The sequence below is a fragment of the Clostridium oryzae genome, assembly GCF_002029235.1.
Classification (GTDB): domain Bacteria; phylum Bacillota; class Clostridia; order Clostridiales; family Clostridiaceae; genus Clostridium_AE; species Clostridium_AE oryzae.
The window spans coordinates 44,832-70,122 of record NZ_MZGV01000017.1 but is presented as its reverse complement, the minus strand read 5'-3'; the positions used below and the strand labels follow the sequence as shown (position 1 = coordinate 70,122).

Here is a 25,291-nt window from a genome sequence, read left to right as displayed (position 1 = left end):
AAATTAAGGGGAGGTAATTTAGAATGAACATGAAATCTAAAAAAACTATTAGTGTTGTACTTTCATCTTTGTTTATAGCTGGTATATTTGCAGGTTGTAGTAAAAAGGGAGGTTCATCAAATACATCGAATGGGGTCACTACATTAAAAGTAGCTATGTGGAACGAACCATCAAAAGATAAAAATCTTGACGTTTGGTATCAGTATGGAAAGAAACATTCAAAGGTAAAACTTGAACCTGTTGTTATTCCAGAAGATCAGTATTCACAGAAAATAAACCAAATGGTCGCAGCAGGGAATGCACCAGATATATTGATTGCATGGGAATGTGATTTACAGAATTTAGCTAGAGGTAAAAAGGTGGTATCACTGGACAACTATATATCCAAATCGAAGGTCATTAGTGCAAACGACTTCATACCTGCTGTAAAAGCACTTAAAGATTTAAATGGAGCTACTTATGGATTGCCCTATGGATATGCTTGTGAGATATTGTACTACAATAAAGATTTATTTGATAAAGCTAAGGTTTCATATCCAACCAATAATTGGACAATGGATGATTTTAAAGCAGCAGCTGAGAAGCTTACAGTGGTTAAAAACGGAAAAACAGTTCAGTTTGGAGCTGATGGTATGAGCTTTGCCGGCGGATGGTGGTCTGGGATTGGAGCACAGGGAGATGCTATTGTAGGTAAGGATGGGAAACTTGAAATAGGTGAAGGAGCTAAAAAATTCTTGACAATGCAAAAGGAACTTGTAAGCAAAAAAGTTATTCCTGCACCTTCAGCAGATTCAGCAGGAGCGGATTTATTTGCTTCTGGAAAGGCAGCTATGACAAGAACAGGAAGCTGGATGGTGAATTCATATAAAGATTTACCGTTTAAGTGGGATATAGCTCAACAACCAAAGGGAACAATAAACTATAATACTTTGCATACGGGAATGTATTGTATCCCTGAAACAACAAAGAATAAACAAGCAGCTTGGAAGGCTATTGAATGGTTGATGGGAGATGAAGCACAGAGACTATTTTCAAAATCGAATGCAAATCCATCTGCTAGACCAAGTGTAGCTGCAAAAGGTGATTGGAAGGTACAAGGAAAGAACGGACCTTCAAATTGGGCTGCTTTTGACGAAGCCGCAAAATCAGGTAAATTTGGTTATGTATTATTGCCAAGTGGTGTTACAGCAGATTCCGTTAAACAGTTTGAAGCTGCGATTTTAGGACAGAAGTCTATTGATGCAGCTATAAATCAAGCTAAGAAAAGTGCTGATGAAGTTTTACAAAACTAGTTTGCTTAAGATTTTAAATTAAATTTTATTAGGTTCATACTGCGGCGTTTTTATATTGCATGCAGTATGAACTTATAAAGAAGGTGAGTGAATATGAGTACAATTCAAGTAAAAAAGCTTTGCAAAAAAAGAAAACGCAATGATAATTTAATTGCCTATGCATTTTTGTCTCCGTGGATTATTGGATTTATATTATTTTCAGGATTGCCTATATTAATCTCTTTTGGGTTAAGTCTGACGGATTGGTCGATGATGTCACTGCCAAAATTTATTGGGTTTAGTAATTATTCCAGAATGTTTTCATCGCAGTCATTTTGGGGTTCACTCTGGGTTACGTTATTTTTCACTGTTGCAAGTGTAATTATAACTGTAATTTGGTCGTTTATGCTTGCTATGTTCCTTAATTTAAGGTTGAAATGTATTGGATTATATCAGTTTATATATTTTATTCCTGCTGTTATGCCTTCTATTGCTTTGGCATTTTCTTTTCAGATGATTTTCAATAAAGAGGCTGGAATATTGAATTATATTCTTTATACTGTATTAGGCATTAAAGATGGCCCTAACTGGTTATATAGTAAAACGCTTGTGTATCCATCTGTATTATTTGTTATGTTATTTACCTACGCTACTGGACAGATGCTTCTTATATTCAAAGCTGGTCTTAAAGAGGTGCCACAAGAATTGTATGAGGCTTGTGACATCGATGGAGCAGGTTTCTTTGATAAGTTATGGAATGTGACAATGCCATACATGTCCCCTATCATATTGTTTAATATGGTAATGGCAGCTATTGGATCTTTGAATAACTCTTTTTCAGTACTATACCCATTAACCGGAGGAGGCCCTGATGGTGCGACAAATGTATTAAGTCTTGCCATATATAATACTGCATTTAAAAATTATAAAATGGGCTATGCATCAGCTATGGCAGTTGTGCTATTTGTAATAGCCGGGCTATTTTCGCTAGTACAATTTGCTATGTCTAAAAAATGGGTTCACTACGATACGTAAAGGAGGTTCGTTATGAAAAGTAATATTAGAAAAAGAAATGAAAAAATATTGCAATACAGCGTTATGTCCATAATAGCAGTAATCATGTTTTTCCCTATTATTTGGATTATATCTAGTTCGCTAAAAACTATGTTAGAAATAAGTCAATTTCCACCGAAAATATTTCCTAAGGTTCCACAGTGGGCAAATTATAAAGTCATCCTCAGTGATCCATATTTATATGTATATTTAAAAAATACCATAATTTTGATTATAGGAAATACCATAGGAACGGTTTTCTCCAGTGCACTAGTGGCGTATCCGCTTGCAAGAATGGATTTTAAGGGAAAAAACCTGATATTTGGAATTATATTGGCAACCATGATGGTGCCAACTACGACACTTATAATTCCTCAGTATCTTTTGTTCTCAAAAATTGGATGGTTAGATACGCTGCTTCCAATGATTGTACCTGCGTTTTTCGCTTATCCATATAATGTGTTCCTATTTAGACAATTTTTCAAAACTATTCCAACCAGTATTGATGAAGCTGCATATATCGATGGATGTTCAAAATTTACGGTATTTACAAAAATGCTGGTTCCATTATCAAAGCCTATTTTTGTAACTATTGGTGTCCTTTCATCCATTTTCTGGTGGAATGAATTGTTACAACCTTTGGTTTATGTAAATTCAGATGCAGTAAAACCATTGACTATAGGTACAATGACTAGATATAGATACTTTACAGGAAATGCGCAGCTTGTAAGCTGGGATAAACTTATGGTGGTTACTACATTGATGATTATTCCACCAATGATTATGTACTTACTAGCCTCTAAGCAACTGACAGAAGGCATAAAAACATCAGGTTCGAAAGGTTAAAAAGGGTAAGAAGATGAATATAGAAAGACTTAAATCAGTTCCTCTTAAAAATATAAAAATAGATGACCTATATTGGTCCAAATATATTAATACGATTTTTGAAAATGGAATTATGTATCAATGGGATATTATCAATGACCGTATTAAGGGTGCAGAAAAGAGTTATTCGATTAGTAACTTTATGATAGCAGCCAAGCGCAAAACAGGAAAGTTTGGAGGAAAAGTATTTCAAGATACTGATACTGCTAAATGGCTTGAAGCTGTAGCCTATAGTTTAGAAATAAAAGAAAACAAAGAATTAGAGGCACTAGCTGATTGGACAATAGATTTAATTGGGGATGCGCAATGCAGTGATGGGTATATAAACACGTACTACACTATAGAAGAACCAGGAAAAAGGTGGACAAACTTAGTTGAAGGACATGAACTTTACACAGCAGGTCATTTAATAGAAGCTGCAGTAGCGTATTATAATTCAACAGGTAAGGATAAGTTTTTAAAGATTATGTGCCGTTTTGCGGATCTTATACATGACACCTTTGGAGAGGAAGAGGGTAAAATAAAGGCGTATCCAGGACATCCTGAAATAGAGCTTGCTCTTGTAAAACTCTATTATACGACTGGAGAAAAGAAATATCTTGAAACTGCAAAATTCTTTGTAGATAAGAGAGGAACAAAGCCGGATTATTTTTCAGAAGAAATTAAGAAAAGAAATTATAAATTTATATTTCCTGAACTAGAAGGCTTTGATTCAAGTTACTATTTAAATCATAAACCAGTAAGGGAGCAAAACACGGCTGATGGTCATGCCGTGAGAAATGTGTACTTATATTCTGCAGTAGCAGATATTGCTTATGAATATAAGGATGATGGGCTTATGGATACTTGTAGGAGAGTATTCAATAATATTGCAACAAAAAGGATGTTCATTACTGGCAGTATAGGTTCTTCAGCAATTGGAGAAAGATTTACTTGTGATTATGATTTGCCTAATAACTCTAATTACTCTGAATCTTGTGCTTCTGTTGGACTTGCATTTTTTGCAAAAAGAATGCTTGAGATAGATAGAGATTCAAAGTATGCAGATATATTAGAGCGTGCTCTATATAACACAGTGCTGTCAGGCATATCACTTAAAGGGGACAAATTCTTCTACGTAAACCCTCTTGAGGTTATACCTGATGTATGTGAACAAAACACAAGCCTGTCTCATGTAAAAGCTGAGCGACAGAAATGGTTCGGGGTTGCATGCTGTCCTCCTAACATTGTAAGAACTCTTGCATCATTAGGGCAATATATCTATAGTACAGGGGAAGAGGAATTGTTTGTTAACTTGTTTATTTCTAATGAATCTAATATAAGTGTGAAACAAAGAAATGTAAAAGTTGAAATAAATACGAAATATCCATTTAAATCTTCCATCGATATTAAATTAAATACTGAGGAAAGTACTGAATTTACACTGGCAGTTAGAATTCCTCAGTGGTGCTCATTAAAATCAATAGAATTAAACAGAAGAAAGGATTTTAATTATAGTATAGATAAAGGGTATATTAAAATAAAACGAACATGGAATAGAAGTGAATTGCTTTGCATAGAGTACGACATGCCAGCTCAATTTGTTTATTCAAATCCAAAGGTTAGATCAGATGTTGGAAAGGTAGCAGTTGTGAAGGGACCGGTTGTATATTGTCTGGAAGAAGCAGATAATGGGAAAAACCTTGGAGCCATTGCTGTAGACTGCAGTGCAAAGCTTGTTGAGAGATATGAAGAGGAGCTGCTTAGCGGAACTCTAACAATTTCAGCTTCTGCAGAGAGAATAAATGACTCGGGGTGGGAAAATGTTTTATACAGTACTAAAAAACCTCAGACAGAGCAAACTAAGGTTAGGTTTATACCTTATTGCTTGTGGAATAATAGAGGAAAAGGCGAAATGCTTGTATGGGTAAGGTATAAAGATTAGTTATGCACATATAATCACAAAAGACTGCCGATTTAAGGGCAGTCTTTTGATTTATGACAGAGCAGCCTTATCAAGATAATAAATCTATACCTCTTTAGAATATATTGCTGATGGATTTGGCGCAAGTATTACAAAACAGGACATGTTTTCGCTGCCTGTGTTTTGAAGACTGAATACTTCAGTACCTTTACAATAGATTACATCACCAGCGGCAACATTATTTATGTTTCCATCCACAACCAATTCTCCGCCGCCGGCAAGGACATGGATTATAAGATCACTTTGCTCATGATTGTGAGGAGGTACACCCTGCCCAGGTTTGAAATTAAGTACAAAATTCAGAACCTTGTCTTCATTAAAAAAAACCTTCTTTGTGAGTTTTTCATCGTTATATATGATTTTATCTAATAATTTTTCTATTTTCATAAACTTTTCAAACAAGAGAAGTTTATAACATATAAATCTCTAGTTTGTAATATTCACCTCTTTTACATAGACTAGTAAACGACATATCTTTTCTATATAAGTATTTTTATCAATAAGGTCTTTCGTTATACAGTTTTTATTTTTTTGTAATATAAGAATTTTCCAATTGTACTAGAAAATAAAAGATTTTATGCAAAATGCTGCTTTTCAAATTAATAGAAATAATTTGATTTAGTTCTTTGTTACTATTGTGTAAATAACTTGATAAATTGACAAAAATACTGAGTGATTATATTATTAAACATGTGGTTTAAATATGGTATATAGAAATTCAGGGGGTATGGGTATGAGACATGTGAAAAAGGTAATTGCGGTTTTAATTGCAGGTACGCTAGCAATTGCCGAAGTTGGATGTAAAAGCAATAGGACAGCAGGAAATATAAAAAAGCCAGTGGAAAGGCATAGCTACTTAGCAGCTAATATAGTTAGCAGAAAAGGTAATAATCTTATAACCATGAAAAAGGTATTAAACTATAAAAAGAACACTCAAGGATATAATGCAGTTAGTCTACCTTCTAATTGTGGAAACATAGAGGTAAAGTATATAAATGAACCAGAATTAAAGATTGATGCTAGTGTGTATGTCTCTGGAAATGATAAGGATTATGAAAAATCCATGTTAAAGGATTTATATTTAAAGCTAAAGGATGAAAATGGAAAGATTGAGATACTTCCATATAGAGGTGAAAATATGTTGTTTGAAAAAGCAGCTGATTATAATAGAACTAAATGCTTAGTGAAATTAAATTATTCAATTCAGATTCCGAAGAACATAAAAAATATTGAATTAGGCAGTACTGCAGGTACAATAAAAACAGATAAGATTAATTGTGATACATTAAAAGTTGAAACTATTTGTGGGAAATTCATTTCTCAAGGAATAAGAGCAAATGAAATTACATTAGAAGCCACAAAATCTAATGTAAAAATGAACGGTAAAACCATATGTGATGACATGAAAACTAAAGTAATAACTGGTGATTGTTGCATAAACTTATTTAATGGATGCATTAATGCAAGTACAGCAAATACAGCATTTAAAATTAGTAATGGAAATCTTAGAGGAGAGAGCACTATCGAAGGATCTGGAGCCACAGCACTTGAAATTAACAAGATGTATGAGAATTCGTGTCTTGATATTAAGTCTTATGCGGGAAATGTCAATTTGAAGATAGGTAAGAATGCTAAGTGTAAACTTAATTACAACCATTTAGATACAAATAAAAATGGATCAAAGGTTTTTAATGGCGGTGGTGCTGAGATAAATGTAGAACTAAGTGGTGGAAAATTGAAATTTTAATGAAGCAATGTAGTTTTATGTTACTTTTGCAAAAATAAAATTTAGAGTAAGAAAGAGGTTTTGACATTTGAATGCAAAAACCTCTTTCTTAGGTATTAATGTTTAACTTTGCTTTTCCTTCTTCAAAGGTAGTTAGATCCTTAAGCTTCAAAACCTCTGCAAAGGGGAGGAAGTGGTTGGATGAGACATTTTCCAGCCGACGGAAATCACTTCCTCCCCTATTTTTTATTTTACTTCAAGAATAGCACCTTTGTTTGCAGATGAAACCATAGCAGCATATCTTGCAAGGTAACCAGTTGTAATCTTAGGAGCCTTTGGTTTCCAATTTTCTTTTCTCTTCTTTAATTCTTCATCGCTTACAAGAACATTGATCTTATTAGCCATAATGTCAATCTGGATTATATCACCTTCCTGTACCAAAGCGATATTTCCGCCTACAGCAGCTTCCGGTGAAACGTGGCCAATAGAAGCACCTCTAGTTGCACCACTGAATCTTCCATCAGTGATAAGAGCAACACTTTCTCCAAGTCCACGACCCATGATTGCGGATGTAGGGTTGAGCATTTCTCTCATTCCAGGACCGCCTTTTGGACCCTCATATCTTATTACGACTACATCACCAGGTATAATTTTTCCTGTGTTTATTGCTTCCATTGCATCTTCTTCGGAATCAAATACTCTTGCAGGACCTTCGTGCTTTAGCATTTTTTCGGTAACAGCAGAACGTTTTACTACGCAGCCGTCTGGAGCAAGATTCCCTCTTAATACAGCTATTCCACCGGTTTTACTGTAAGGATCTTCTACAGGTCTTATTACATTTTTGTCTCTATTGGTGCAGCCTTCAATGTTTTCCTTAACAGTTTTGCCTGTGCAGGTAATTAGGTCAGTATTCAATAGACCTAATTTGTTTAATTCGTTCATAACAGCGTAAACTCCGCCCGCCTCATTTAATTCTTCAACGTAATGATGACCTGCTGGTGCAAGGTGGCATATGTTGGGAGTTTTATCGCTTATTCCGTTTGCAATATCAAGATCAAGTTCTATGCCGCATTCATGAGCGATAGCTGGGAGGTGAAGCATGCTGTTAGTACTGCAGCCTAATGCCATGTCCACTGTCAATGCGTTTCTAAATGCAGCTTCAGTCATGATATCTCTAGGCTTAATGTCCTTCTCCAAAAGTTCCATGATTTTCATTCCAGCATGTTTTGCAAGCTGTAATCTTGCTGAATAAACAGCAGGTATGGTGCCATTGCCCTTAAGTCCCATGCCAAGTACTTCTGTTAGACAGTTCATGCTGTTAGCTGTGTACATACCTGAACAGGAGCCGCATGTAGGGCATGTATTGTTTTCGAACTCAAGAAGTTTTTCCTTTGTGATCTTACCAGCTTCATATGCACCAGCTGCTTCTGAAGCAGTACTAAAGCTAGTTTTACATCCGTCAACTTTACCAGCTAGCATAGGTCCTCCACTGACAAATATAGTTGGAATGTTTAATCTAGCTGCCGCCATTAATAGTCCAGGAACGTTTTTATCGCAGTTTGGAATCATAACAAGTGCATCAAAGGCATGAGCTAAAGTCATAGATTCCGTGGAATCTGCAATAAGTTCTCTTGTTACTAGTGAATAATTCATGCCTTTGTGTCCCATTGCAAGTCCATCGCATACTGCGATAGCAGGAAATACTCGAGGAGTTCCGCCAGCCATAGCAACACCAAGTTTTACAGCCTCAACAATTTTATCTAAATGCATATGTCCGGGAACTATTTCGTTCTGAGAACTTACAATACCTATTAAAGGTCTGTCCATTTCTTCATCAGTCAATCCAAGAGCGTGAAACAAAGCTCTTTTAGGAGTACTTTTAGTTATTGCATCACTATTCATTGAAATCACCTCATTAAAATTTCTATTGTATTACAACATTATACATTGTATGATGTCATAATACAATAGAACATACTTATTTTTTGTCAAGTGCCAGGCACGTGACATTTGACTTTTTACTCCTTTATTCCAAAACCTCTCATAGCATGAATTATATGTAGTCTCATAGCAGTTTTTGCGCCTTCTGCATCACGTTTACATAAGAAGTTCATTATTAGTCTATGGTCTGTAAGAGTATCTTGAACCATTTCAAGGTTTGAAGAGGAAAAATGAACCCCCTTATCTATGGCACTGTAAAGTATAGGCATCAGCTGATTCATAAATTCATTGTGGGTTGCTCTTGCTATGGAGTTATGAAAAGATTGCTCAACTTCTGTTCTATCCTGATTCTTCATAATTAGTTCTTCTTCGAGTTTTCCATAATACAAAATCCTATCAAGCTCTTTATCTGTTGCCCTTTTTGCAGCGTAATAAGCAGACTCTGGTTCGAATATTAGCCTCATTTCGTATAAATCCTTTATATCCATTTCAGAGGTGGAAAGCTCTTTAAGTCCAACATCTTCACTTAGATTGTTATTATTTTTAACAAAGGTTCCTTTCCCTCGTCTTATCTCAAGCACGTTATGGGTAACTAAAATTCTTATAGCCTCTCTTAGCGTTGTACGGCTTACCTTTAAGGCCAGTGAAAGTTCATTTTCATTAGGCAGCTTGTCTCCAACTGCAAATTTCTTATCTATTGTTATCATGGCAAGAATATCATCTGCCACGTTTTCGGCAAGACTTTTTCCTCTTTTAGTCATAGTAAGCCTCCTTATAAAAATATTATTCATTATACTTTATCAGACATCATTTTTCAAGAGAGATGTCTGATAACGCTACCTTATAGCAAAAATAAAGGTACATTTTCTCATTTGACGTATATAGCATAAAGTGATATTATGTGCATATAAATTAATAAAAAATGTTTGCGGGGGGACTCGAGAGAGTTGAGAAGGTAGAACCTGACCCTTTGAACCTGTCAGTTAACACTGGCGCAGGGAAGCATGCTGAAAAACAACTAATTCGTTAGTTTTATGCTTTCCTAGTTTTGAGGAGAGCATTTTTTATTATAAAAATATATTTTACATATGCGGGGGGACTCGAAAGAGTTGAGAAGGTAAAACCTGACCCTTTGAACCTGTCAGCTAACACTGGCGTAGGGAAGCAGAATAGTTGCTTTAATGTGACTTATTATGGTGCTTGCCTATTTTATGCGAGCACCATTTCTGTTTAATTGGGTATATCAACTTTTAATATAGTCGTCCTATTTAAGGAGAGATGATATGAAGAAAGTTTTGACAATTGCAGGCTCTGACTGTATTGGCGGGGCGGGCATACAGGCTGACTTAAAGACCTTTGCTGCACATAGAGTTTATGGTATGAGCGTTATAGTTTCAGTGGTAGCTGAGAATACTTTTAGAGTCATTGACATTCAGGATATCACTGCTGAGATGATCGAAAGTCAGATAGATGCTGTGTTTGAAGATATTGAGGTGGATGCAGTAAAGGTGGGTATGCTCTCTAAGCCATGCTGTATGGGAGCGGTGGAAAAAAAGCTTAGGGAATATAAACCTAAAAATCTTGTTATCGATCCAGTTATGGTAGCTAAGAATGGAAGTTATCTCATGGCCCCAGAATCTTTAGATATGCTTAAATCTGACATAGTACCCCTGGCAGATTTGCTTACACCTAATATTCCGGAAGCTGAAGTTATTACAGGAATGCATATAGAGTCCATTGATAATATGCAAGAAGCGGCAATAGCTATTGCTGAGCTCGGTGCTAGAAGTGTACTTGTTAAGGGTGGACATGCAATAGGCGATGCTGTAGATGTGCTGTACAGCGGCAGTAAATTCAACTATTTCAAAGCAGAAAGAATAAATACAAAAAATACCCATGGTACAGGCTGTACCTACTCTTCTGCAATTGCTTCAAACTTGGCATTGGGTTTACCAATGGAGGAAGCCGTTGGGCAAGCTAAAGCTTATGTTACAACAGCTATACGTCACGCTCTTGATATTGGAAAAGGATGTGGACCAACTAATCACTTTTATGATTTGTATAATAACGGATTAAAGAGAGGAGAAAAATAACATGAAGTATAGAACTCAAATGGAAGCTGCTAAAAAGGGTATTGTTACAAAAGAAATCGCTCAGGTAGCAAGGGAAGAAAGGATGGAGGAACAGGAACTTTTACAGCTTGTAGCAAAGGGACAGGTTGCTATACCTGCAAATATAAATCACAAAGCTATTCACCCTTATGGTATAGGGCAAGGACTTAGAACAAAAATAAATGTGAACCTTGGAATTTCGGGAGATTGTATTGATTATTCTGCTGAAATGGACAAAGTTAAACTAGCTATAAAGTATGGTGCAGAGTCAATAATGGATCTTAGCAATTATGGTAAAACCCATGAATTTAGAAGAAAGCTTATTGAAATGTCGCCGGCGATGATAGGTACTGTCCCTGTATATGATGCAGTAGGATACCTTGAAAAGGAACTTAGTGATATAACTGCACAGGATTTTCTAAAAGTAGTACGTGCTCATGCTGAGGAGGGAGTGGATTTCATGACAATCCATGCCGGTATAAATCGCAGAGCGTCAGAGATTTTCATGAGTGAAAAGCGTAAGATGAATATAGTTTCCCGAGGTGGTTCTCTGCTGTTTGCATGGATGAAGATGACTGGAAATGAAAATCCGTTTTATGAGTATTACGATGAACTACTTGATATTTTGAGAGAATATGACGTAACAATAAGTCTTGGTGATTCTCTAAGACCTGGATGCTTAGAGGATTCTACCGATGCATCTCAAATTGCAGAACTTACTGAACTTGGCTGTCTTACACTCAGAGCTTGGGAGAAGGATGTGCAAGTACTTGTGGAAGGACCGGGTCATATGGCTATAGATGAGATTCAGGCGAATATGAAACTTCAGAAGAGATTGTGTCATGGAGCACCATTTTATGTATTAGGGCCTCTAGTAACAGATATTGCTCCGGGTTATGACCATATAACTTCTGCTATAGGAGGAGCTATAGCTGCAGCCAGCGGAGCTGACTTTCTTTGTTATGTAACACCTGCAGAACATTTGAGACTTCCGGATATAAATGATGTAAAAGAGGGGATAGTAGCTTCAAAAATTGCTGCCCATGCTGCAGATATTGCAAAAGGCGTAAAGGGTGCTAGAGATCAGGACATAAAGATGAGCGAAGCACGTAAAAAGCTTGATTGGGATACTATGTTTGATGTGGCTATAGATGGGGAAAAAGCCAGAACATATTTTGAAAGTGTTCCTCCTAAGGACAAGCACAGCTGTTCTATGTGCGGCAAGATGTGTGCTGTTAGAACTATGAATAAGATTCTAAATGGAGAAAATGTTGAGCTGAAATCTGAAAAATAGATTAAGAGGTGTTGTAATTGAAAAATAAGTTATTACATGAAGTAGGAAAGATACTGGAAGACTTAAGAGTAAAGAAACCACTTGTACATCATCTGACGAATTATGTTACAGTAAATGACTGTGCTAATGTAACACTTGCCGTTGGAGCTTCGCCTATAATGGCAGATGACATAGATGAGGTTGAAAGTATTGCGTCTATTTCTTCAGCGCTTGTAATAAACATAGGCACATTGAATAAAAGGACAATAGCATCAATGATAACTGCAGGTAAAAAGGCAAATGAAATTAATATTCCTGTAGTTTTTGATCCGGTTGGGGCTGGAGCATCAGAACTTAGAAATAAAACTACTGAAACATTATTAAAAGATGTGAAGATGAGTGTTATCAGAGGTAATATGTCTGAAATTAGGTTTGTAGCTGGGCTTGCTGCCAGTACAAAGGGTGTAGATGCTTCAGAGTCAGACATTGAAAACAGTATAGAAGAGAGGAGAAGCATAGCAGAGCATGTAGCAAGAAAATTTGGATGCATAGCGGCAATTACAGGTGCTACAGACATAGTGTCAGACGGTGAACGTACGCTGTACTTACAGAATGGAACTAAGTTGCTTTCAAGTGTTACTGGCACAGGATGCATGACCACTTCTCTTATTGCTTCTTTCTGCGGAGCCAGTCATAATTATCTGCTGTCAGCGGCTGCAGGAATATTATCTATGAGCATTGCTGGAGAATTGGCAAAGGAGAATTCAGCAGCTAAAGGCACTGGAAGTTTCCATATAGCTATAATAGATGAGATAAGTAAAATTAATGATGAAGTCATTGAAAAGAGGGGAAATATCTATGAAGTCTGATATAGATTATAGTATCTACCTTGTAACTGATAGAGAGCTTATGAGTTCAGAAACTTTAGAAGAAGCAGTGGAGCAGTCTATAGCTGGAGGGACAACACTTGTTCAGTTAAGAGAAAAAACATCAGATTCGCTGGAGTTTTATAATACAGCTGTAAGAATTAAAAGGATCACGAGCAGAAGGAACATACCTCTTATAATTAATGACCGTGTAGACATTGCATTAGCTGTAGATGCTGAGGGTGTGCATGTTGGACAGACGGATATACCAGCTGCAGTTGTGCGTCATATTATTGGAGATAATAAAATCTTAGGAGTATCTGTTTCAAATGCAGAGGAAGCAATAAAGGCTGAAAGAGATGGAGCAGATTATCTCGGTGTTGGAGCTATGTTTGCTACGGATACTAAAACAAACGCCAGCATAGTTACAATAGAGGAATTAGCAAGGATAAGAAACAATGTATCCATTCCTATTGTTGTCATAGGCGGAATAAATGAAAAAACTGTACCTCTATTTAAAGGTACTGGTATTAATGGTATTTCTGTAGTTTCTGCTATTATTGCTGCAAAAGATATAACTGTAGCAGCTAAAAAACTTAAAAAATTGTTTGAAGAGATCCACTGATTTTATCAGCTGCCTAGATTTTATAGGCAGCTTGTTTTTTTTACATCAATTACAATAAAAGCTGTAGTAAATTATATAAATGTTATATAATAAAAAGGAATTTATTATTTTATGTAGAAATAAGATTATTATAATGGACTAGTATAAAAATGGAGGAATAAAGATGGAAAATCAAAATAACCAGTTAACTGGCAGTACAGTGAATGTTGACACTACTGTAGGTAACACTAAATTTTGCAAATTTTGTGGCGAAAAAATTCCTATGGAAGCAGTAGTATGTACTAAATGCGGTAGACAGGTAGAGGAGTTAAAAGGTGCACAGCAGCCTAACATAGTAATTAATAATAGTAACGTAAATAGAAATGATAATCAGGTTGGTGGATATATGGGAAGACCTAAGAGTAAGGCTGTTGCAATACTTTTATGTCTTTTTCTTGGAGGCATCGGAGCGCATAAGTTTTATGAAGGAAAAATCGGCATGGGTATATTGTATCTATTCACACTTGGGCTATTTGGAATAGGAGCATTAATAGATCTTATTGCTCTCATAATGAAGCCTTCTACGTATTATGTAAGGTAATTACTGTAACATAAAGTTTTGCCAAGTAGCTTAGACTAAGATACTTGGCATTTTTTGTATTATAGGTTGCTTTTCCTCACTTGCAGAAATATTACGATTAGCAAAAAGGATAAGCATAATCTAATGATGTGGTGCTTTATGTGTATTGTTCCATAAATATCTATTCCATTTAAAATTGCTGCTGTTTGTATAACTGCTAAACCTGATATAAACAAAATCAATGAAATATTATTAAGAGCTTTAGCCTTAGTAAAGATTCTGAATACAGAGCATACAGATATTATTAACCCTCCAATAAACATTGAAATATTTGGCAATATAGATGACTGCAGTCCGAGATTTTTTGTTTGTAAACCGCCGGCAATCATTGATAGAATTCCATAAATGAATCCGATTAACAGTAATAATTTCATTATACATATTCCTCCACTTAGCGTTTATATTCATTAATGATATCAAGCTTAGCAAGCATTTTCTCAATGGATTTTCTGCTTTCTGCTATATCTTGCTCCAGCTTTAATATATATTTATATTTATCTTGAAGAAGTTCTTTTAAGGAGTTTACTATGTTGATAAATTCCTTACTGTTAGGTTCACAATTATCAAATACCTTATCAAAGTTTACAATCGAACCAATATCCTTTAGAGAAAAACCTATATGTCTTAATTTTTTTATACTTTTAGCTATTTCAATATCGCATTCATAATATTGCCTTTTTCCATTAAGCTTCTCTGGACAAAGAATTCCAAGCTTATCATAGTATCTCAATGTGTCTATAGATAAGCCTGTTTTATTAGAAAATTCACCGATGTACATGAATATATAACCACCTTTCTGGCAATCTTACATAAGAACTACCTTATCTGAATTCACTATATCACGTAGAGTTGACTCCATGTCAATAAATATTTTAAAAGTTGTCTGTAAAATGAAAAGTTAAATTCGCATAAAGAAGATAATGTACAATATTTAACACCGACGGATTGAGAGATATTTTAATAGTATATATAGCTTGTATTTATAGAAAAAGGGCGATGATTCTGGTATTATATGAAGTAACAGAACAATTTATAAGTCTATGAAAAAAAGAAAGGATATTGAGAATATGGGTATTTTAAAAAGAGGAAGTTTTTTATTTGCAGCATTGGTGTTTATAATGCTAAATGCAGTAGTACCATCCTCTACAGTTTTTGCATCATCTGGTAACTATTATATTTCTGCCATAAACATAAATGCAGCTGTAGATGAGAATGGTGATATGTCTGTTAAAGAAGAGCTAAATTATATATTTGACGGAAGTTTTAACGGCGTAAAAAGAGATATAAACACATCTGGTTCCAATGGAATATCTGATGTAAAGGTAAAGGTGTCTAAGGGTGGAGACACAGTAATTCCTAGATTCGAATTAAACAATACTAATCAAGGGAAAGAAATAAAAATATACAGCAAAAGTACAAGGGAGAGTAAAAAATTTAGTATAAACTATAAGGTTAAGGATGTAATAACAAAGTATAAAGATCTAGCAGAGCTTAAATGGCTGTTTTATAAAAATGAAGATGATGTAAAACCAGTCGAATAACTGTGTATTTAACATTGCCGCAAGAGATAAATAGAAAACAGGTTAAGTATACAGGCGAAGGACCTAAAAGGGGATTAGCTTCTATTGATGAAAAGAAGAGGATAAAATTAGAATTAAATGATATGGGAAATGATGAGGTCATTGGTGCACAGGTATCTTTTCCGCCAGATTGGGTTAATGCATCTAAGACTATTAATATGACGAAAAGTGATTATGACGAAATGGTGAAAAAACAGAGAATGGAAGGAATAGCAGCTGTTGCTGCAACTATTCTAGGAGTTACAGCTATAACCTCAGGAGCAATATATGTGTCAGGTAAAAAGAGGAGAAAGGCTATAGGAGAATATAGAAGTCAATACATGTTTTATAGTGACAAGTATTATTCTCAGCTGCCTAGCGACTTGCCTCCAGAATTGGTAGCTCAGCTGTTAAATAGATCTATAGATATAAATGAGCTGATGGCAAGCATATTGAATCTTGAGAATAAAGGTGCTATATCGTTTCTTGAAAGTGGTTTTTTTGATAGAGATTACAATAATTTATGTTTTGTAATAAACCCAGATTCGCCGCACCATAAGCTTTTAAGAAGTGAGAGCTACTTGGTAGAATGGCTCAGAGAATATGCTGACCAAAACGTGGTTTATCTTAGCTTTATTAAAAGAAATGCTAGTAAAGCACATTTTTCAAATAAGTTTACTGTATGGAAGGGGATTGTTAAGAGTGAAGCTGAACGGCTTGATTTCTATACTTCCGTAATGGGCAAGAAGATACTTACAAACGAATATGAAGATGAAAGAATAAAATGGAATGCATTTAAGGCATATCTTAGGGATTCCGGACAACAAGAGGTTATGCAACTTAAGGAAAAAGGTCTTTGGGACAAAATATTGCCTTATGCCATGGTACTTGATGTAGCGTCAGGAGTTATTAAACATATTGAACAATACAGTGATGATAGTAGGTTTAATGACAGCAGCAGTATATTTATGAATTATTGGTTCCTTAATTATTATACAGGCATGTATTATGGAGATATACACAGAGGGTATACTACCTATACAAATCATGTAAATAGCAGCTCTTCAGGAAATTTTTCCGGAGGAGGAGGCGGCGGTTTCGGCGGTGGTGGCGGAAGCAGTGCTTTTTAGGAACAAAGAGAAGGGAGCTTATATTCCCTCCTTTTTATTAATAGTTTGTTAATAAAGTTGAAAGAGCATATACATATTGCTGGGATAGTATGATAGTTAGCAGGAATACTAGAGAACCATTGTTGAATGGAGGGTGAAGGACAAAATGAAAGAACTGATTTTAGTTGTAGATGATGAAGAAAGAATGAGAAAGCTTATTGGAGCCTATTTGAAAAAAGAACGTTATCAGGTTTTAGAGGCTGAGAATGGAATGGATGCACTTAGAATTTTTAAAGAGAACAAGATTCATCTTGTGGTTCTTGATGTTATGATGCCTGTAATGGATGGATGGACAACATGCACGGAACTCAGAAAGATATCAAATGTACCTATAGTGTTTCTGACAGCTAAAAGTGAGGATGATGACAAGCTTCTTGGATATGAATTGGGAACTGATCATTATGTAACTAAGCCCTTTAACATGAAATTATTAATAGCAAAGATAGAAAATTTGATTAATAGAGCTTATTATGAGAAGGTAGATGTAAAAAAAGAGTTGTATTTTGATGGTCTGTTAATAAATGAATTATCCCACAGCGTAACAATAAATGGGGAGGAAATAAATCTTTCTCCAAAGGAATACGACCTTTTAGTGTATTTTGCTCATAATGAGAAAATTGTATTGAGCAGGGAGAAGATACTGGATAAGGTATGGGGAATCGATTTTATAGGAGAACTTAGAACTGCAGACACCTATATAAAAAGACTTAGAGAAAAACTTGGAGATAGGGCCTATTTAGTTTCCACAGTAAGAGGTACGGGTTATAAATTTGAAGCTAAGAATGAAATTTAATTTAGGTATAACAAAAAAACTTTTTATCATTACTATAGGTGTTTTTGCTATTTTTATAGGAAGTACACTTCTTGTGCAGTCTAAGTTTTTTGAACAGTTTTATGTATATAAAAAACAAGTGGAATTTAAAGACAGTTTAAATAAATTCAGTAAAGAATATAATAAAATTTCAACTAATAAACAGCTCTCAAATTTGCTTGAAAAGTATGAGGATAGTTCAGAATTAAAGATAATTATCATGCAGAACAACACTATTCCTGTATATCTGCATTCTACTCCAAGGGAAAGAAATAAAATGATGGATGAGAATCGCCTGAAGGATTATATTAATAATTGGTATTACAGTGATAATAATTATACTAAGCTGTTAGCGGTAAAAAGCAAGATGGTTGTAGGCAGGATGAAGACACCGGATCGTGGTGACGGAGGTCCTATCGTTGGAGTAGCATATAATAGCAATAATAATTCTGTTATATTTGCTATGACATCGTTGAAATCTGTAAGCGAAGCGGTATCTATAATCAAGGAATTTTATAATTATTTTATAGCAGCAGCATTATTGCTTAGTGTCTTAACAGCCTTCATTTATTCTAGGATGATTGCAAAGCCTCTTGTAAGGATAAACAAAGCGGCTATTAAAATGGCGAAACTCGATTTTAGTGAGAAATGTGTAGTTAGCAGTGGGGATGAGATAGGCAGTGTGGCGGAATCTCTTAACATATTATCTACAAATCTAGATAATGCACTAACATCTCTAAAGGAGGCAAATGTTAAGCTGGAAGAGGACATAGAAAAAGAGAGAAGCCTTGAAAAGATGAGAAAAGAGTTTATTGCGTCAGTATCACATGAGCTTAAAACTCCTATTAGCCTTATTGATGGATATGCTGGCGGACTTAAAGATCAGATATTTGAGGATGAGGACAAAGACTACTATCTAGATATAATTATGGATGAGTCTAAAAAAATGGCTAATCTTGTTTCCGACATGCTGGATCTATCACAGCTTGAATCTGGAAATTTTAGATTAGTTAAAGATGAGTTTATGCTTACAGAACTTATAAGGATAACTGCTAAAAAGTATGAGGCGATGATACATGATAAAGGTGTAACAATGGAACTTGATCTTATAAGCAATGTGAAGATACAGGCAGATTGGAGCAGAATGGAGCAGGTAATGACGAACTTTATTACTAATGCTATAAGACATGTTAGTGATAATGGTACTATATTTGTCAGAATGTTAGATGATGAGGAAAACTATTGTGTAGAGGTTGAAAATACGGGTGCAAATATACCTGAGGAAGAACTCCATAAGATTTGGGATCAGTTTTATAAAATTGATAAATCTAGAAATAGAAAGGCTGGAGGAACTGGCATTGGTCTTTCTATTGTAAAAAATATTTTAATGCTTCATAAGTATGAGCATGGTGTTAGAAATACAGATACAGGAGTACTTTTCTACTTTAAAGTACCTAAAGATATATAGGGTTTTAAAAGAATCTGCCTTTGAGAAAGGGCAGAGCTTTTTTAAAATTTAGAGGCAAGCTATTCTTGTACAAGCAATAAAAAAATAATAAAATAGGTTGACAAATTTTAAGGTGAGCATATAATATAAATATAAAGTCTATAAAACAAATAAGAATAGTAGGAAATGCTATGAGGAGAATAGTAAGTTTTTGAAAGCTTTCAGAGAGAGATTTCCTTGGGTGTAAGAAATCTTAAGAAATAGAAAACTGAATTGCATCTCTGAGCACTGCTCCGAAACTTTTAGTAGGAAGCAGCTGGAAAGCAAGTTACAGCTTTGAGGTATGGTAGTACCAATAATTGATGAGTTATTAGTCATATTTTTGACTGATAAACAGAGTGGAACCGCGGAATTTACTTCTGCCTCTGTAATGGAGGCAGGAGTTTTTTTATTTTATTGAGGAGGAATTTTAATGAGTTCTGTAAATTATTTTGATTCAATTGCTGATAAGTGGAATGTAATAAGAAGCGAGTATTTTGAAGAAAAACTAAAGTATGCAATCACATCTAAAGTACAAGTTGTAGATAAGATATGTGCAGATTTAGGTTGCGGAACAGGTTTTGTATCATTGGAACTTTCGGAAAAGGCAAAATTAGTGTTTTCGTTGGATAGATCAAGAAATATGCTTAAGGAACTTAATAATGCTTCCCAAAAGCTAGGAAGAAAAAATATATATCCAATAACAGGTTCCATGGAAGAAATACCTCTTTTCGATAATTCTATGGATGCTGTATTTACTAATATGGCACTGCATCACGTGGAGAAGCCGGATAAAGCTATAAAAGAAATGTATAGAATTCTCAATACTGATGGTATTGTAGTCATATCAGATGTGAAGAAGCATAATGGCTATTGGGCCATAGAGGAAATGCATGATGTATGGCTTGGATTTTCGGATAAGCAAATTACGGATTGGCTATCAGAAGCAGGGTTTTCTAATATTCAGATTCATAAAACTGATCTAAGCTGTAAGGGATATTCAAGTAAGGGTGAATATACTGAAACGGGAATTTTTATAGCAACAGGAATAAAAAGATAAAGCTTTATATAAATACCAAGTAAACAAATATATTTAGGAGGATTAACATGAAAATTGAATCATTACTAATACACGGCGGAATATCAGTAGACGAAGCTACAGGAGCAGTAAATATACCAATTTATCAGACATCTACCTATAAGCAGCAGTCACTAGGAGTTAACAAAGGATATGAGTATTCAAGAACAGGTAACCCAACAAGGGAAGCGCTTGAGAAGCTTATTAATGATCTAGAAAAAGGTTACGAGGGCTTTGCATTTGCATCAGGTCTTGCAGCTATATCTGCAGTACTTCTTTTATTTAAAAGCGGTGACAAAATAATATTATCGGATAATGTTTATGGTGGAACCTATAGAATATTTGATAAGGTGTTTAAACAATTCAATCTAGAGTATGAACTTGTGGATACAAGTGATTTAAAGGCTGTGGAAGAAGCCATTGATGACAAAACAAAAGCTATATTTATTGAAACTCCAACAAATCCACTAATGACTATAACGGATATAAGAAAGATATCTGAATTAGCTAGAAAGAAAGGCCTATTAACGGTAGTAGATAATACATTTATGACACCGTATTTGCAAAGACCTATAGAACTTGGAGTTGATATAGTAGTTCACAGTGCTACAAAATATCTTGGCGGACACAGTGATTTAATAGCAGGATTAGCTGTAGTAAACAGTGCTGAATTAGCTGAAAAGCTTCACTTCATACAGAATGCTACAGGTGGGATTTTGAACCCGTCAGATGCGTGGTTGCTTATTAGAGGAATAAAAACACTTGGGGTAAGAATGGACAGACATGTTGAGAATGCGGAGTTTGTTACTAAGTATCTGGAGAGCAATGAAGTTGTGCAAAAGATATATTATCCAGGACTCAAAACTCATGATGGTTACGATATTCACAAGACCCAGGCTGATGGAGCTGGCGGTATGATTTCATTCGTGTTGAAACCTCAATATGATGTTAAGAAGTTTTTTGAAAGTTTAGACCTTATAACACTTGGTGAAAGTCTTGGAGGAGTTGAATCTTTAGCATGCCATCCAGCTAGCATGACTCATGCATCTATACCTTACGAAATAAGACAAGAAATAGGAATTGTTGATAATCTTATAAGGCTTTCCGTAGGAATTGAAAGCAAAGAGGATATTGTAAAAGATTTGGATAGCGCTTTTAAAGCTGTTAAGCTCTAATAAATATACTTGTATAAAATGGAGATGTAAAAATGAATTATATAAATGATTTAAGAGAATTGATAGGCAATACACCTATTTTAAAGCTTCAATCCTTTGGAACTAAAGAAGGTGTTAATATATTTGCTAAACTTGAGAATTTTAACCCAGGCGGCAGCGTAAAGGATCGAATAGGAGTGGCAATGCTTGAAGATGCAGAGAAAAAGGGACTTTTAAAACCAGGATTCACTATAGTGGAGGCTACTGCTGGTAATACTGGAATAGGAATTGTTTTTGCAGCGTTGAAGAAAGGATATAGGGTCATATTCACAGTTCCAGAGAAATTCTCCATAGAGAAACAAATAATTATGAGGGCACTTGGAGCAGAAATAATTAATACCCCGTTGGAACTAGGGATGGAGGGAGCAATTAAGAAAGCCAATGAACTCTTAGAGACTATAGAAAATTCAATATCCCTGGCGCAGTTCAAAAATCCTGTTAATCCTGCCATTCATTACAGTACTACGGGCAGAGAAATATACGAGCAACTTGATGGAGACATAGATTATTTTGTAGCTGGGGCAGGAAGCGGCGGCACGTTTACTGGAATAGCTAGATATTTAAAAGAAAAGAAGCCTTCAGTTAAAGCTATCATAGCTGATCCTATTGGTTCAACTATAGGCGGTGGAGAGGCAGGCTGTTATAAGATAGAAGGAATAGGAAATGATTTTATACCAGATACGTTAGACATAGAGCTGGCAGATGATTTTATTAAGGTTAATGACGATGAGGCACTGGCTTATGTAAAGGAGCTGGCAAGATATGAAGGACTTCTAGTTGGATCTTCCTCAGGAGCTGCTTTAGCCGCTGCTATTAAGCTTGCAAATTCAATTGATAAAGGTAACATTGTTATTGTGTTCCCTGATAGAGGGGATAGATACTTTAGTAAAAATTTGTATGAATAATTTGAAGGTAATTCAAGTGAAGCTTAAGGTTGAAGTAGTGCAGTGTGTAACTTGAGGCCTCTATGATTGTTTTACTAAAATGTTGTTAATGTAGACAAACGTCTAGTGTACAAGTTATAAAAATAAATACTAATTAAGTGATTAAAAACTTTGTATATGTCAATAATCAAAACCAGAGGTGACATATATGAAGTTTTTATTTTATAAATCATTTGTAAAAATTAATGAAGCTAAAAAGTTTTATTCATTTAATTTACATAGATATTTTAATAAAGAAATTAGAAAGAAGTTTGAAAGTTCCTCAGTTATATGCCCTCACTGTAAGAGCGTTAATATAATAAAGTTTGGATATTTTTCTACGGATATACAGAGATATAGATGTAAAGATTGCAGAAAAACTTTTAATGCAACTACAAATTCAGTGCTTAGTTATACGAAGAAGAAAATTGAAAAGTGGCTTGAATATATGAATTGTATGAATAATAAGCTTAGCTTAAGAAAGACAGCAGCAGAGCTGAAAATAAGTATTAAGACAGCTTTTTATTGGAGACACAAAATATTGAAAGTTCTAAATGAAAAATTACCGGAAGATATGGATGGTATTATTGAAATAAAAACTACATATATAAATGAAAGTTTTAAGGGAAAGAGATATCCAGATTCATATCAAAGAGATTTAGGAGTTGGTATGCAAATTAACGATTTTCATGATATAAGTGATAAAAGAATATGCGTATTATGCTGTCAAGATAGAAATGGAAATATATTTTCCAAAACTCTATGTAGAGGACCTATAAGCTATAGGAAAGTAGATGAAATTTTAAAAGAAAGAGTATTAAACAACTGTGAAATCTGTACAGATAATAATATGGCTTATGAAAGTTTTGCTAGAAAGAATAATATTAAACTTCATAAGGTTAGATATATGAGTCAAATAATAGATGGCAAATATCATATAAAAAATGCCTCAAGGATTGAGAGTTATCTTAAGCGACTAGTTTCACAATGCAGAGGTGTTTGTACTAGATTTTTAAACTTTTATATAGCTTGGGTAAAATGGAGTGAAGGAGAAAAATATGTTAATAAAGGTGTGATAGATGTTTTGAAAATGGTAATTATTAGTAGAATAAAATTTAGAAATAAGGATTTAAATATGGTGGGAGAGCTTGGACAGTGAAATTTTAACTGAGATTAAATAGGCATGTCCTTTTGTAGTGCCGACAACATTTAAGTAAAACAAAGATATAGAAAACTGGTAACACAGCAATCAAGGCATAAAGCAAAAGCAACAGGCGAACAAAAGCTTGCCTGTTGCTACTAAAAAGCCTGTCTGACATTTAATTTATAGTCACTAGCTTTCCAAACTATAGCCAGATTCACCATGCATGGAAATATCAAGTCCAACTTCCTCTTCATCTTCAGTAGCTCTAAATTTAGTGAAGTGATTTACTACAACTAAGATTAGCAATGTAACAACCGCTGCAAATACATATACAGCTATTATTCCAAGAAACTGAACCCCTAAAAGTCTAAAGGAACCATGAATAAGACCATCAGCACCAGCAGAATTTATGGATTTTGAAGCGAATATTCCCGTTGCGATAGCACCCCAAGTACCGCCTACACCGTGACATCCAAAAGCATCTAAAGCATCATCATATCCAATTTTCTTTTTCATTATTGTTACTGAATAGAAGCATATAGCCCCTCCAATCAAACCTATGATTAATGATGAACCCATACTTACGAAACCCGCTCCAGGAGTTATTGCTACAAGTCCAGCTACTGCACCGCTGGCAAAACCCATAGCAGAAGGTTTTTTGAATACAGCCCATTCGCAGAACATCCAGGAAAGAGCCGCCGCAGCAGCCGCTGTGTTAGTAGTTATAAATGCATTCAATGCTACATTATTTATTGCTAATGCGCTTCCAGCATTAAAACCAAACCAACCAAACCATAATATACCAGCACCAAGTATAGTTAATGGAAGGTTATGAGGTCTTGCTTCATTAATTCCTTTTCGTTTTCCGATAAATAATGCAATTACTAATGCTGATACTCCGGAACTCATATGAACTACGTTACCACCAGCAAAATCAAGTGCGCCTAAAGTTTTAAGCCAGCCGCCGTCTCCCCAAACCCAATGAGCAACTGGATCATACACAAGGGTAGACCAAAGAAGTGTAAATATTAAAAATGCAGGGAATCTCATTCTTCCAGCAAAAGCACCACTAATAAGTGCTGGAGTAATTACAGCAAACATCATTTGAAACATCATAAATATTTGTTGAGGTATATTTGATGCATACGCAGCGTTAGCCTTAAAACCTACATTGTTTAAAAATGCAAAGTCAAAGCCTCCGACAAATCCCCCTATATTATGCCCAAAACTTAAAGAATAACCTAAAATAACCCATTGTAAGGATACTACAGCGATTGTCGCATAACTATGCATAGTAGTACTAAGCACATTTTTGCGCCTTACCATGCCACTATAGAATAATGCTAGTCCAGGTGTCATAAACATTACGAGTACAGTAGAAAGAAATACGAAGGTAGTGTCTGCATAGTTAATGTGTCCCATAATAAAAGCCCCCCTAAAATTAATTAATATAATTGATATGGAAAGGATACTATGTTTTAGGACTAGTGTAAACCAAATGTCAACGTTCAAGCCAAAAATATAGTAAATATTAAAAAAATGAAGAAAAATAGATGACTTTATTATTTTTTTTA

General features: G+C 34.9%; 24 protein-coding genes, 2 riboswitches and 1 other annotated feature. Of the genes, 18 read left to right on the top strand and 6 right to left on the bottom strand.

Annotated elements, in window-relative coordinates; all coding sequences use genetic code 11:
- The first annotated feature begins 23 nt into the window (after window positions 1–23).
- The 4 genes from CLORY_RS09920 (at window position 24) to CLORY_RS09905 (ending at window position 5,133) form a co-directional block, all read left to right on the top strand.
- A complete protein-coding gene (locus CLORY_RS09920) occupies window positions 24–1,292 on the top strand; it encodes an ABC transporter substrate-binding protein (RefSeq protein ID WP_079423799.1) in 1,269 nt (422 codons plus the stop codon).
- Between the two features lie 93 nt (window positions 1,293–1,385).
- Window positions 1,386–2,306: a carbohydrate ABC transporter permease gene (locus CLORY_RS09915; protein ID WP_079423797.1), complete on the top strand. Its 921-nt coding sequence runs from the start codon at window positions 1,386–1,388 to the stop codon at window positions 2,304–2,306.
- A gap of 12 nt (window positions 2,307–2,318) precedes the next feature.
- Entirely contained in the window at window positions 2,319–3,170 is an 852-nt protein-coding gene (locus CLORY_RS09910; RefSeq protein WP_079423795.1) for a carbohydrate ABC transporter permease, read from the top strand.
- A gap of 13 nt (window positions 3,171–3,183) precedes the next feature.
- The gene (locus tag CLORY_RS09905; RefSeq protein WP_079423793.1) at window positions 3,184–5,133 is read left to right on the top strand and encodes a glycoside hydrolase family 127 protein; all 1,950 of its coding nucleotides are present in this window, start codon (window positions 3,184–3,186) and stop codon (window positions 5,131–5,133) included.
- An 84-nt stretch (window positions 5,134–5,217) separates the two neighbouring features.
- Here CLORY_RS09905 and CLORY_RS09900 read toward each other — a convergent pair whose 3' ends face one another.
- Window positions 5,218–5,559, bottom strand: coding sequence for a cupin domain-containing protein (locus CLORY_RS09900; RefSeq protein WP_079423791.1), 342 nt, complete (start codon window positions 5,557–5,559; stop codon window positions 5,218–5,220).
- Between the two features lie 346 nt (window positions 5,560–5,905).
- On the opposite strand from CLORY_RS09900, the gene CLORY_RS09895 reads away from it, so the two are divergent.
- Entirely contained in the window at window positions 5,906–6,919 is a 1,014-nt protein-coding gene (locus tag CLORY_RS09895) for a DUF4097 family beta strand repeat-containing protein (protein ID WP_079423789.1), read from the top strand.
- Between the two features lie 225 nt (window positions 6,920–7,144).
- Here CLORY_RS09895 and ilvD read toward each other — a convergent pair whose 3' ends face one another.
- On the bottom strand, window positions 7,145–8,800 hold the full coding sequence (ilvD, locus tag CLORY_RS09890) for a dihydroxy-acid dehydratase (protein ID WP_079423787.1): 1,656 nt from the start codon (window positions 8,798–8,800) through the stop codon (window positions 7,145–7,147).
- 116 nt (window positions 8,801–8,916) lie between these two features.
- Entirely contained in the window at window positions 8,917–9,600 is a 684-nt protein-coding gene (locus CLORY_RS09885) for a FadR/GntR family transcriptional regulator (RefSeq protein WP_079423785.1), read from the bottom strand.
- 159 nt (window positions 9,601–9,759) lie between these two features.
- Window positions 9,760–9,858, top strand: a riboswitch (TPP riboswitch).
- 63 nt (window positions 9,859–9,921) lie between these two features.
- Window positions 9,922–10,020, top strand: a riboswitch (TPP riboswitch).
- Between the two features lie 102 nt (window positions 10,021–10,122).
- On the opposite strand from CLORY_RS09885, the gene thiD reads away from it, so the two are divergent.
- The 5 genes from thiD (at window position 10,123) to CLORY_RS09860 (ending at window position 14,294) form a co-directional block, all read left to right on the top strand.
- A complete protein-coding gene (gene thiD, locus CLORY_RS09880) occupies window positions 10,123–10,932 on the top strand; it encodes a bifunctional hydroxymethylpyrimidine kinase/phosphomethylpyrimidine kinase (protein WP_079423783.1) in 810 nt (269 codons plus the stop codon).
- 1 nt (window position 10,933) lies between these two features.
- Entirely contained in the window at window positions 10,934–12,244 is a 1,311-nt protein-coding gene (gene thiC, locus CLORY_RS09875) for a phosphomethylpyrimidine synthase ThiC (protein ID WP_079423782.1), read from the top strand.
- Window positions 12,245–12,261: 17 nt separating this feature from the next.
- Complete coding sequence (thiM, locus tag CLORY_RS09870; protein ID WP_079423780.1) at window positions 12,262–13,092, top strand: hydroxyethylthiazole kinase; 831 nt, start codon at window positions 12,262–12,264, stop codon at window positions 13,090–13,092.
- Window positions 13,082–13,714 (top strand): thiamine phosphate synthase, encoded by a 633-nt coding sequence (gene thiE, locus CLORY_RS09865; RefSeq protein ID WP_079423778.1) that lies wholly within the window; start codon window positions 13,082–13,084, stop codon window positions 13,712–13,714. Before thiM ends, thiE begins: the two co-directional genes overlap by 11 nt.
- Before the next feature lie 163 nt (window positions 13,715–13,877).
- Window positions 13,878–14,294, top strand: a complete 417-nt coding sequence (locus CLORY_RS09860; protein ID WP_079423777.1) for a TM2 domain-containing protein — start codon at window positions 13,878–13,880, stop codon at window positions 14,292–14,294.
- 59 nt (window positions 14,295–14,353) lie between these two features.
- Here the strand turns inward: CLORY_RS09860 and CLORY_RS09855 are convergent, their stop codons facing one another.
- Both CLORY_RS09855 and CLORY_RS09850 read right to left on the bottom strand, forming a co-directional pair.
- Complete coding sequence (locus tag CLORY_RS09855; RefSeq protein ID WP_079423775.1) at window positions 14,354–14,707, bottom strand: hypothetical protein; 354 nt, start codon at window positions 14,705–14,707, stop codon at window positions 14,354–14,356.
- Window positions 14,708–14,724: 17 nt separating this feature from the next.
- Entirely contained in the window at window positions 14,725–15,111 is a 387-nt protein-coding gene (locus CLORY_RS09850) for a MerR family transcriptional regulator (protein ID WP_079423774.1), read from the bottom strand.
- Window positions 15,112–15,400: 289 nt separating this feature from the next.
- Here CLORY_RS09850 and CLORY_RS23975 point away from each other — a divergent pair, with 289 nt between their 5' ends.
- The 8 genes from CLORY_RS23975 (at window position 15,401) to CLORY_RS09810 (ending at window position 23,732) form a co-directional block, all read left to right on the top strand.
- The gene (locus CLORY_RS23975; RefSeq protein ID WP_169911583.1) at window positions 15,401–15,874 is read left to right on the top strand and encodes a DUF2207 domain-containing protein; all 474 of its coding nucleotides are present in this window, start codon (window positions 15,401–15,403) and stop codon (window positions 15,872–15,874) included.
- 2 nt (window positions 15,875–15,876) lie between these two features.
- Window positions 15,877–17,022, top strand: a complete 1,146-nt coding sequence (locus tag CLORY_RS23970; protein ID WP_079423771.1) for a DUF2207 family protein — start codon at window positions 15,877–15,879, stop codon at window positions 17,020–17,022.
- A 145-nt stretch (window positions 17,023–17,167) separates the two neighbouring features.
- On the top strand, window positions 17,168–17,854 hold the full coding sequence (locus CLORY_RS09835) for a response regulator transcription factor (RefSeq protein ID WP_079423769.1): 687 nt from the start codon (window positions 17,168–17,170) through the stop codon (window positions 17,852–17,854).
- Window positions 17,844–19,340, top strand: a complete 1,497-nt coding sequence (locus tag CLORY_RS09830) for a sensor histidine kinase (protein ID WP_079423767.1) — start codon at window positions 17,844–17,846, stop codon at window positions 19,338–19,340. The genes CLORY_RS09835 and CLORY_RS09830 overlap by 11 nt, the downstream gene beginning before the upstream one ends.
- A gap of 161 nt (window positions 19,341–19,501) precedes the next feature.
- Window positions 19,502–19,749, top strand: a binding site (T-box leader).
- 42 nt (window positions 19,750–19,791) lie between these two features.
- Window positions 19,792–20,418, top strand: a complete 627-nt coding sequence (locus CLORY_RS09825) for a class I SAM-dependent methyltransferase (RefSeq protein WP_079423764.1) — start codon at window positions 19,792–19,794, stop codon at window positions 20,416–20,418.
- 47 nt (window positions 20,419–20,465) lie between these two features.
- Complete coding sequence (locus CLORY_RS09820) at window positions 20,466–21,611, top strand: trans-sulfuration enzyme family protein (protein ID WP_079423762.1); 1,146 nt, start codon at window positions 20,466–20,468, stop codon at window positions 21,609–21,611.
- 32 nt (window positions 21,612–21,643) lie between these two features.
- On the top strand, window positions 21,644–22,555 hold the full coding sequence (gene cysK, locus CLORY_RS09815) for a cysteine synthase A (RefSeq protein ID WP_079423761.1): 912 nt from the start codon (window positions 21,644–21,646) through the stop codon (window positions 22,553–22,555).
- A gap of 187 nt (window positions 22,556–22,742) precedes the next feature.
- Entirely contained in the window at window positions 22,743–23,732 is a 990-nt protein-coding gene (locus CLORY_RS09810; protein ID WP_079423758.1) for an IS1595 family transposase, read from the top strand.
- Between the two features lie 174 nt (window positions 23,733–23,906).
- On the opposite strand, the gene CLORY_RS09805 is transcribed toward CLORY_RS09810, so the two are convergent.
- Window positions 23,907–25,139 carry an ammonium transporter gene (locus CLORY_RS09805; RefSeq protein ID WP_079423755.1) on the bottom strand — a complete coding sequence of 411 codons (1,233 nt, stop codon included), beginning with the start codon at window positions 25,137–25,139 and terminating at the stop codon, window positions 23,907–23,909.
- Between the last annotated feature and the right edge of the window lie 152 nt (window positions 25,140–25,291).

Coding starts and splice junctions, on each gene's coding strand:
- CLORY_RS09920 (WP_079423799.1), top strand. CDS start 24: ATGAACATGAAATCTAAAAAAACTATTAGTGTTGTACTTTCATCTTTG.
- CLORY_RS09915 (WP_079423797.1), top strand. CDS start 1,386: ATGAGTACAATTCAAGTAAAAAAGCTTTGCAAAAAAAGAAAACGCAAT.
- CLORY_RS09910 (WP_079423795.1), top strand. CDS start 2,319: ATGAAAAGTAATATTAGAAAAAGAAATGAAAAAATATTGCAATACAGC.
- CLORY_RS09905 (WP_079423793.1), top strand. CDS start 3,184: ATGAATATAGAAAGACTTAAATCAGTTCCTCTTAAAAATATAAAAATA.
- CLORY_RS09900 (WP_079423791.1), bottom strand. CDS start 5,559: ATGAAAATAGAAAAATTATTAGATAAAATCATATATAACGATGAAAAA.
- CLORY_RS09895 (WP_079423789.1), top strand. CDS start 5,906: ATGAGACATGTGAAAAAGGTAATTGCGGTTTTAATTGCAGGTACGCTA.
- ilvD (WP_079423787.1), bottom strand. CDS start 8,800: ATGAATAGTGATGCAATAACTAAAAGTACTCCTAAAAGAGCTTTGTTT.
- CLORY_RS09885 (WP_079423785.1), bottom strand. CDS start 9,600: ATGACTAAAAGAGGAAAAAGTCTTGCCGAAAACGTGGCAGATGATATT.
- thiD (WP_079423783.1), top strand. CDS start 10,123: ATGAAGAAAGTTTTGACAATTGCAGGCTCTGACTGTATTGGCGGGGCG.
- thiC (WP_079423782.1), top strand. CDS start 10,934: ATGAAGTATAGAACTCAAATGGAAGCTGCTAAAAAGGGTATTGTTACA.
- thiE (WP_079423778.1), top strand. CDS start 13,082: ATGAAGTCTGATATAGATTATAGTATCTACCTTGTAACTGATAGAGAG.
- CLORY_RS09860 (WP_079423777.1), top strand. CDS start 13,878: ATGGAAAATCAAAATAACCAGTTAACTGGCAGTACAGTGAATGTTGAC.
- CLORY_RS09855 (WP_079423775.1), bottom strand. CDS start 14,707: ATGAAATTATTACTGTTAATCGGATTCATTTATGGAATTCTATCAATG.
- CLORY_RS09850 (WP_079423774.1), bottom strand. CDS start 15,111: ATGTACATCGGTGAATTTTCTAATAAAACAGGCTTATCTATAGACACA.
- CLORY_RS23975 (WP_169911583.1), top strand. CDS start 15,401: ATGGGTATTTTAAAAAGAGGAAGTTTTTTATTTGCAGCATTGGTGTTT.
- CLORY_RS09835 (WP_079423769.1), top strand. CDS start 17,168: ATGAAAGAACTGATTTTAGTTGTAGATGATGAAGAAAGAATGAGAAAG.
- CLORY_RS09830 (WP_079423767.1), top strand. CDS start 17,844: ATGAAATTTAATTTAGGTATAACAAAAAAACTTTTTATCATTACTATA.
- CLORY_RS09825 (WP_079423764.1), top strand. CDS start 19,792: ATGAGTTCTGTAAATTATTTTGATTCAATTGCTGATAAGTGGAATGTA.
- CLORY_RS09820 (WP_079423762.1), top strand. CDS start 20,466: ATGAAAATTGAATCATTACTAATACACGGCGGAATATCAGTAGACGAA.
- cysK (WP_079423761.1), top strand. CDS start 21,644: ATGAATTATATAAATGATTTAAGAGAATTGATAGGCAATACACCTATT.
- CLORY_RS09810 (WP_079423758.1), top strand. CDS start 22,743: ATGAAGTTTTTATTTTATAAATCATTTGTAAAAATTAATGAAGCTAAA.
- CLORY_RS09805 (WP_079423755.1), bottom strand. CDS start 25,139: ATGGGACACATTAACTATGCAGACACTACCTTCGTATTTCTTTCTACT.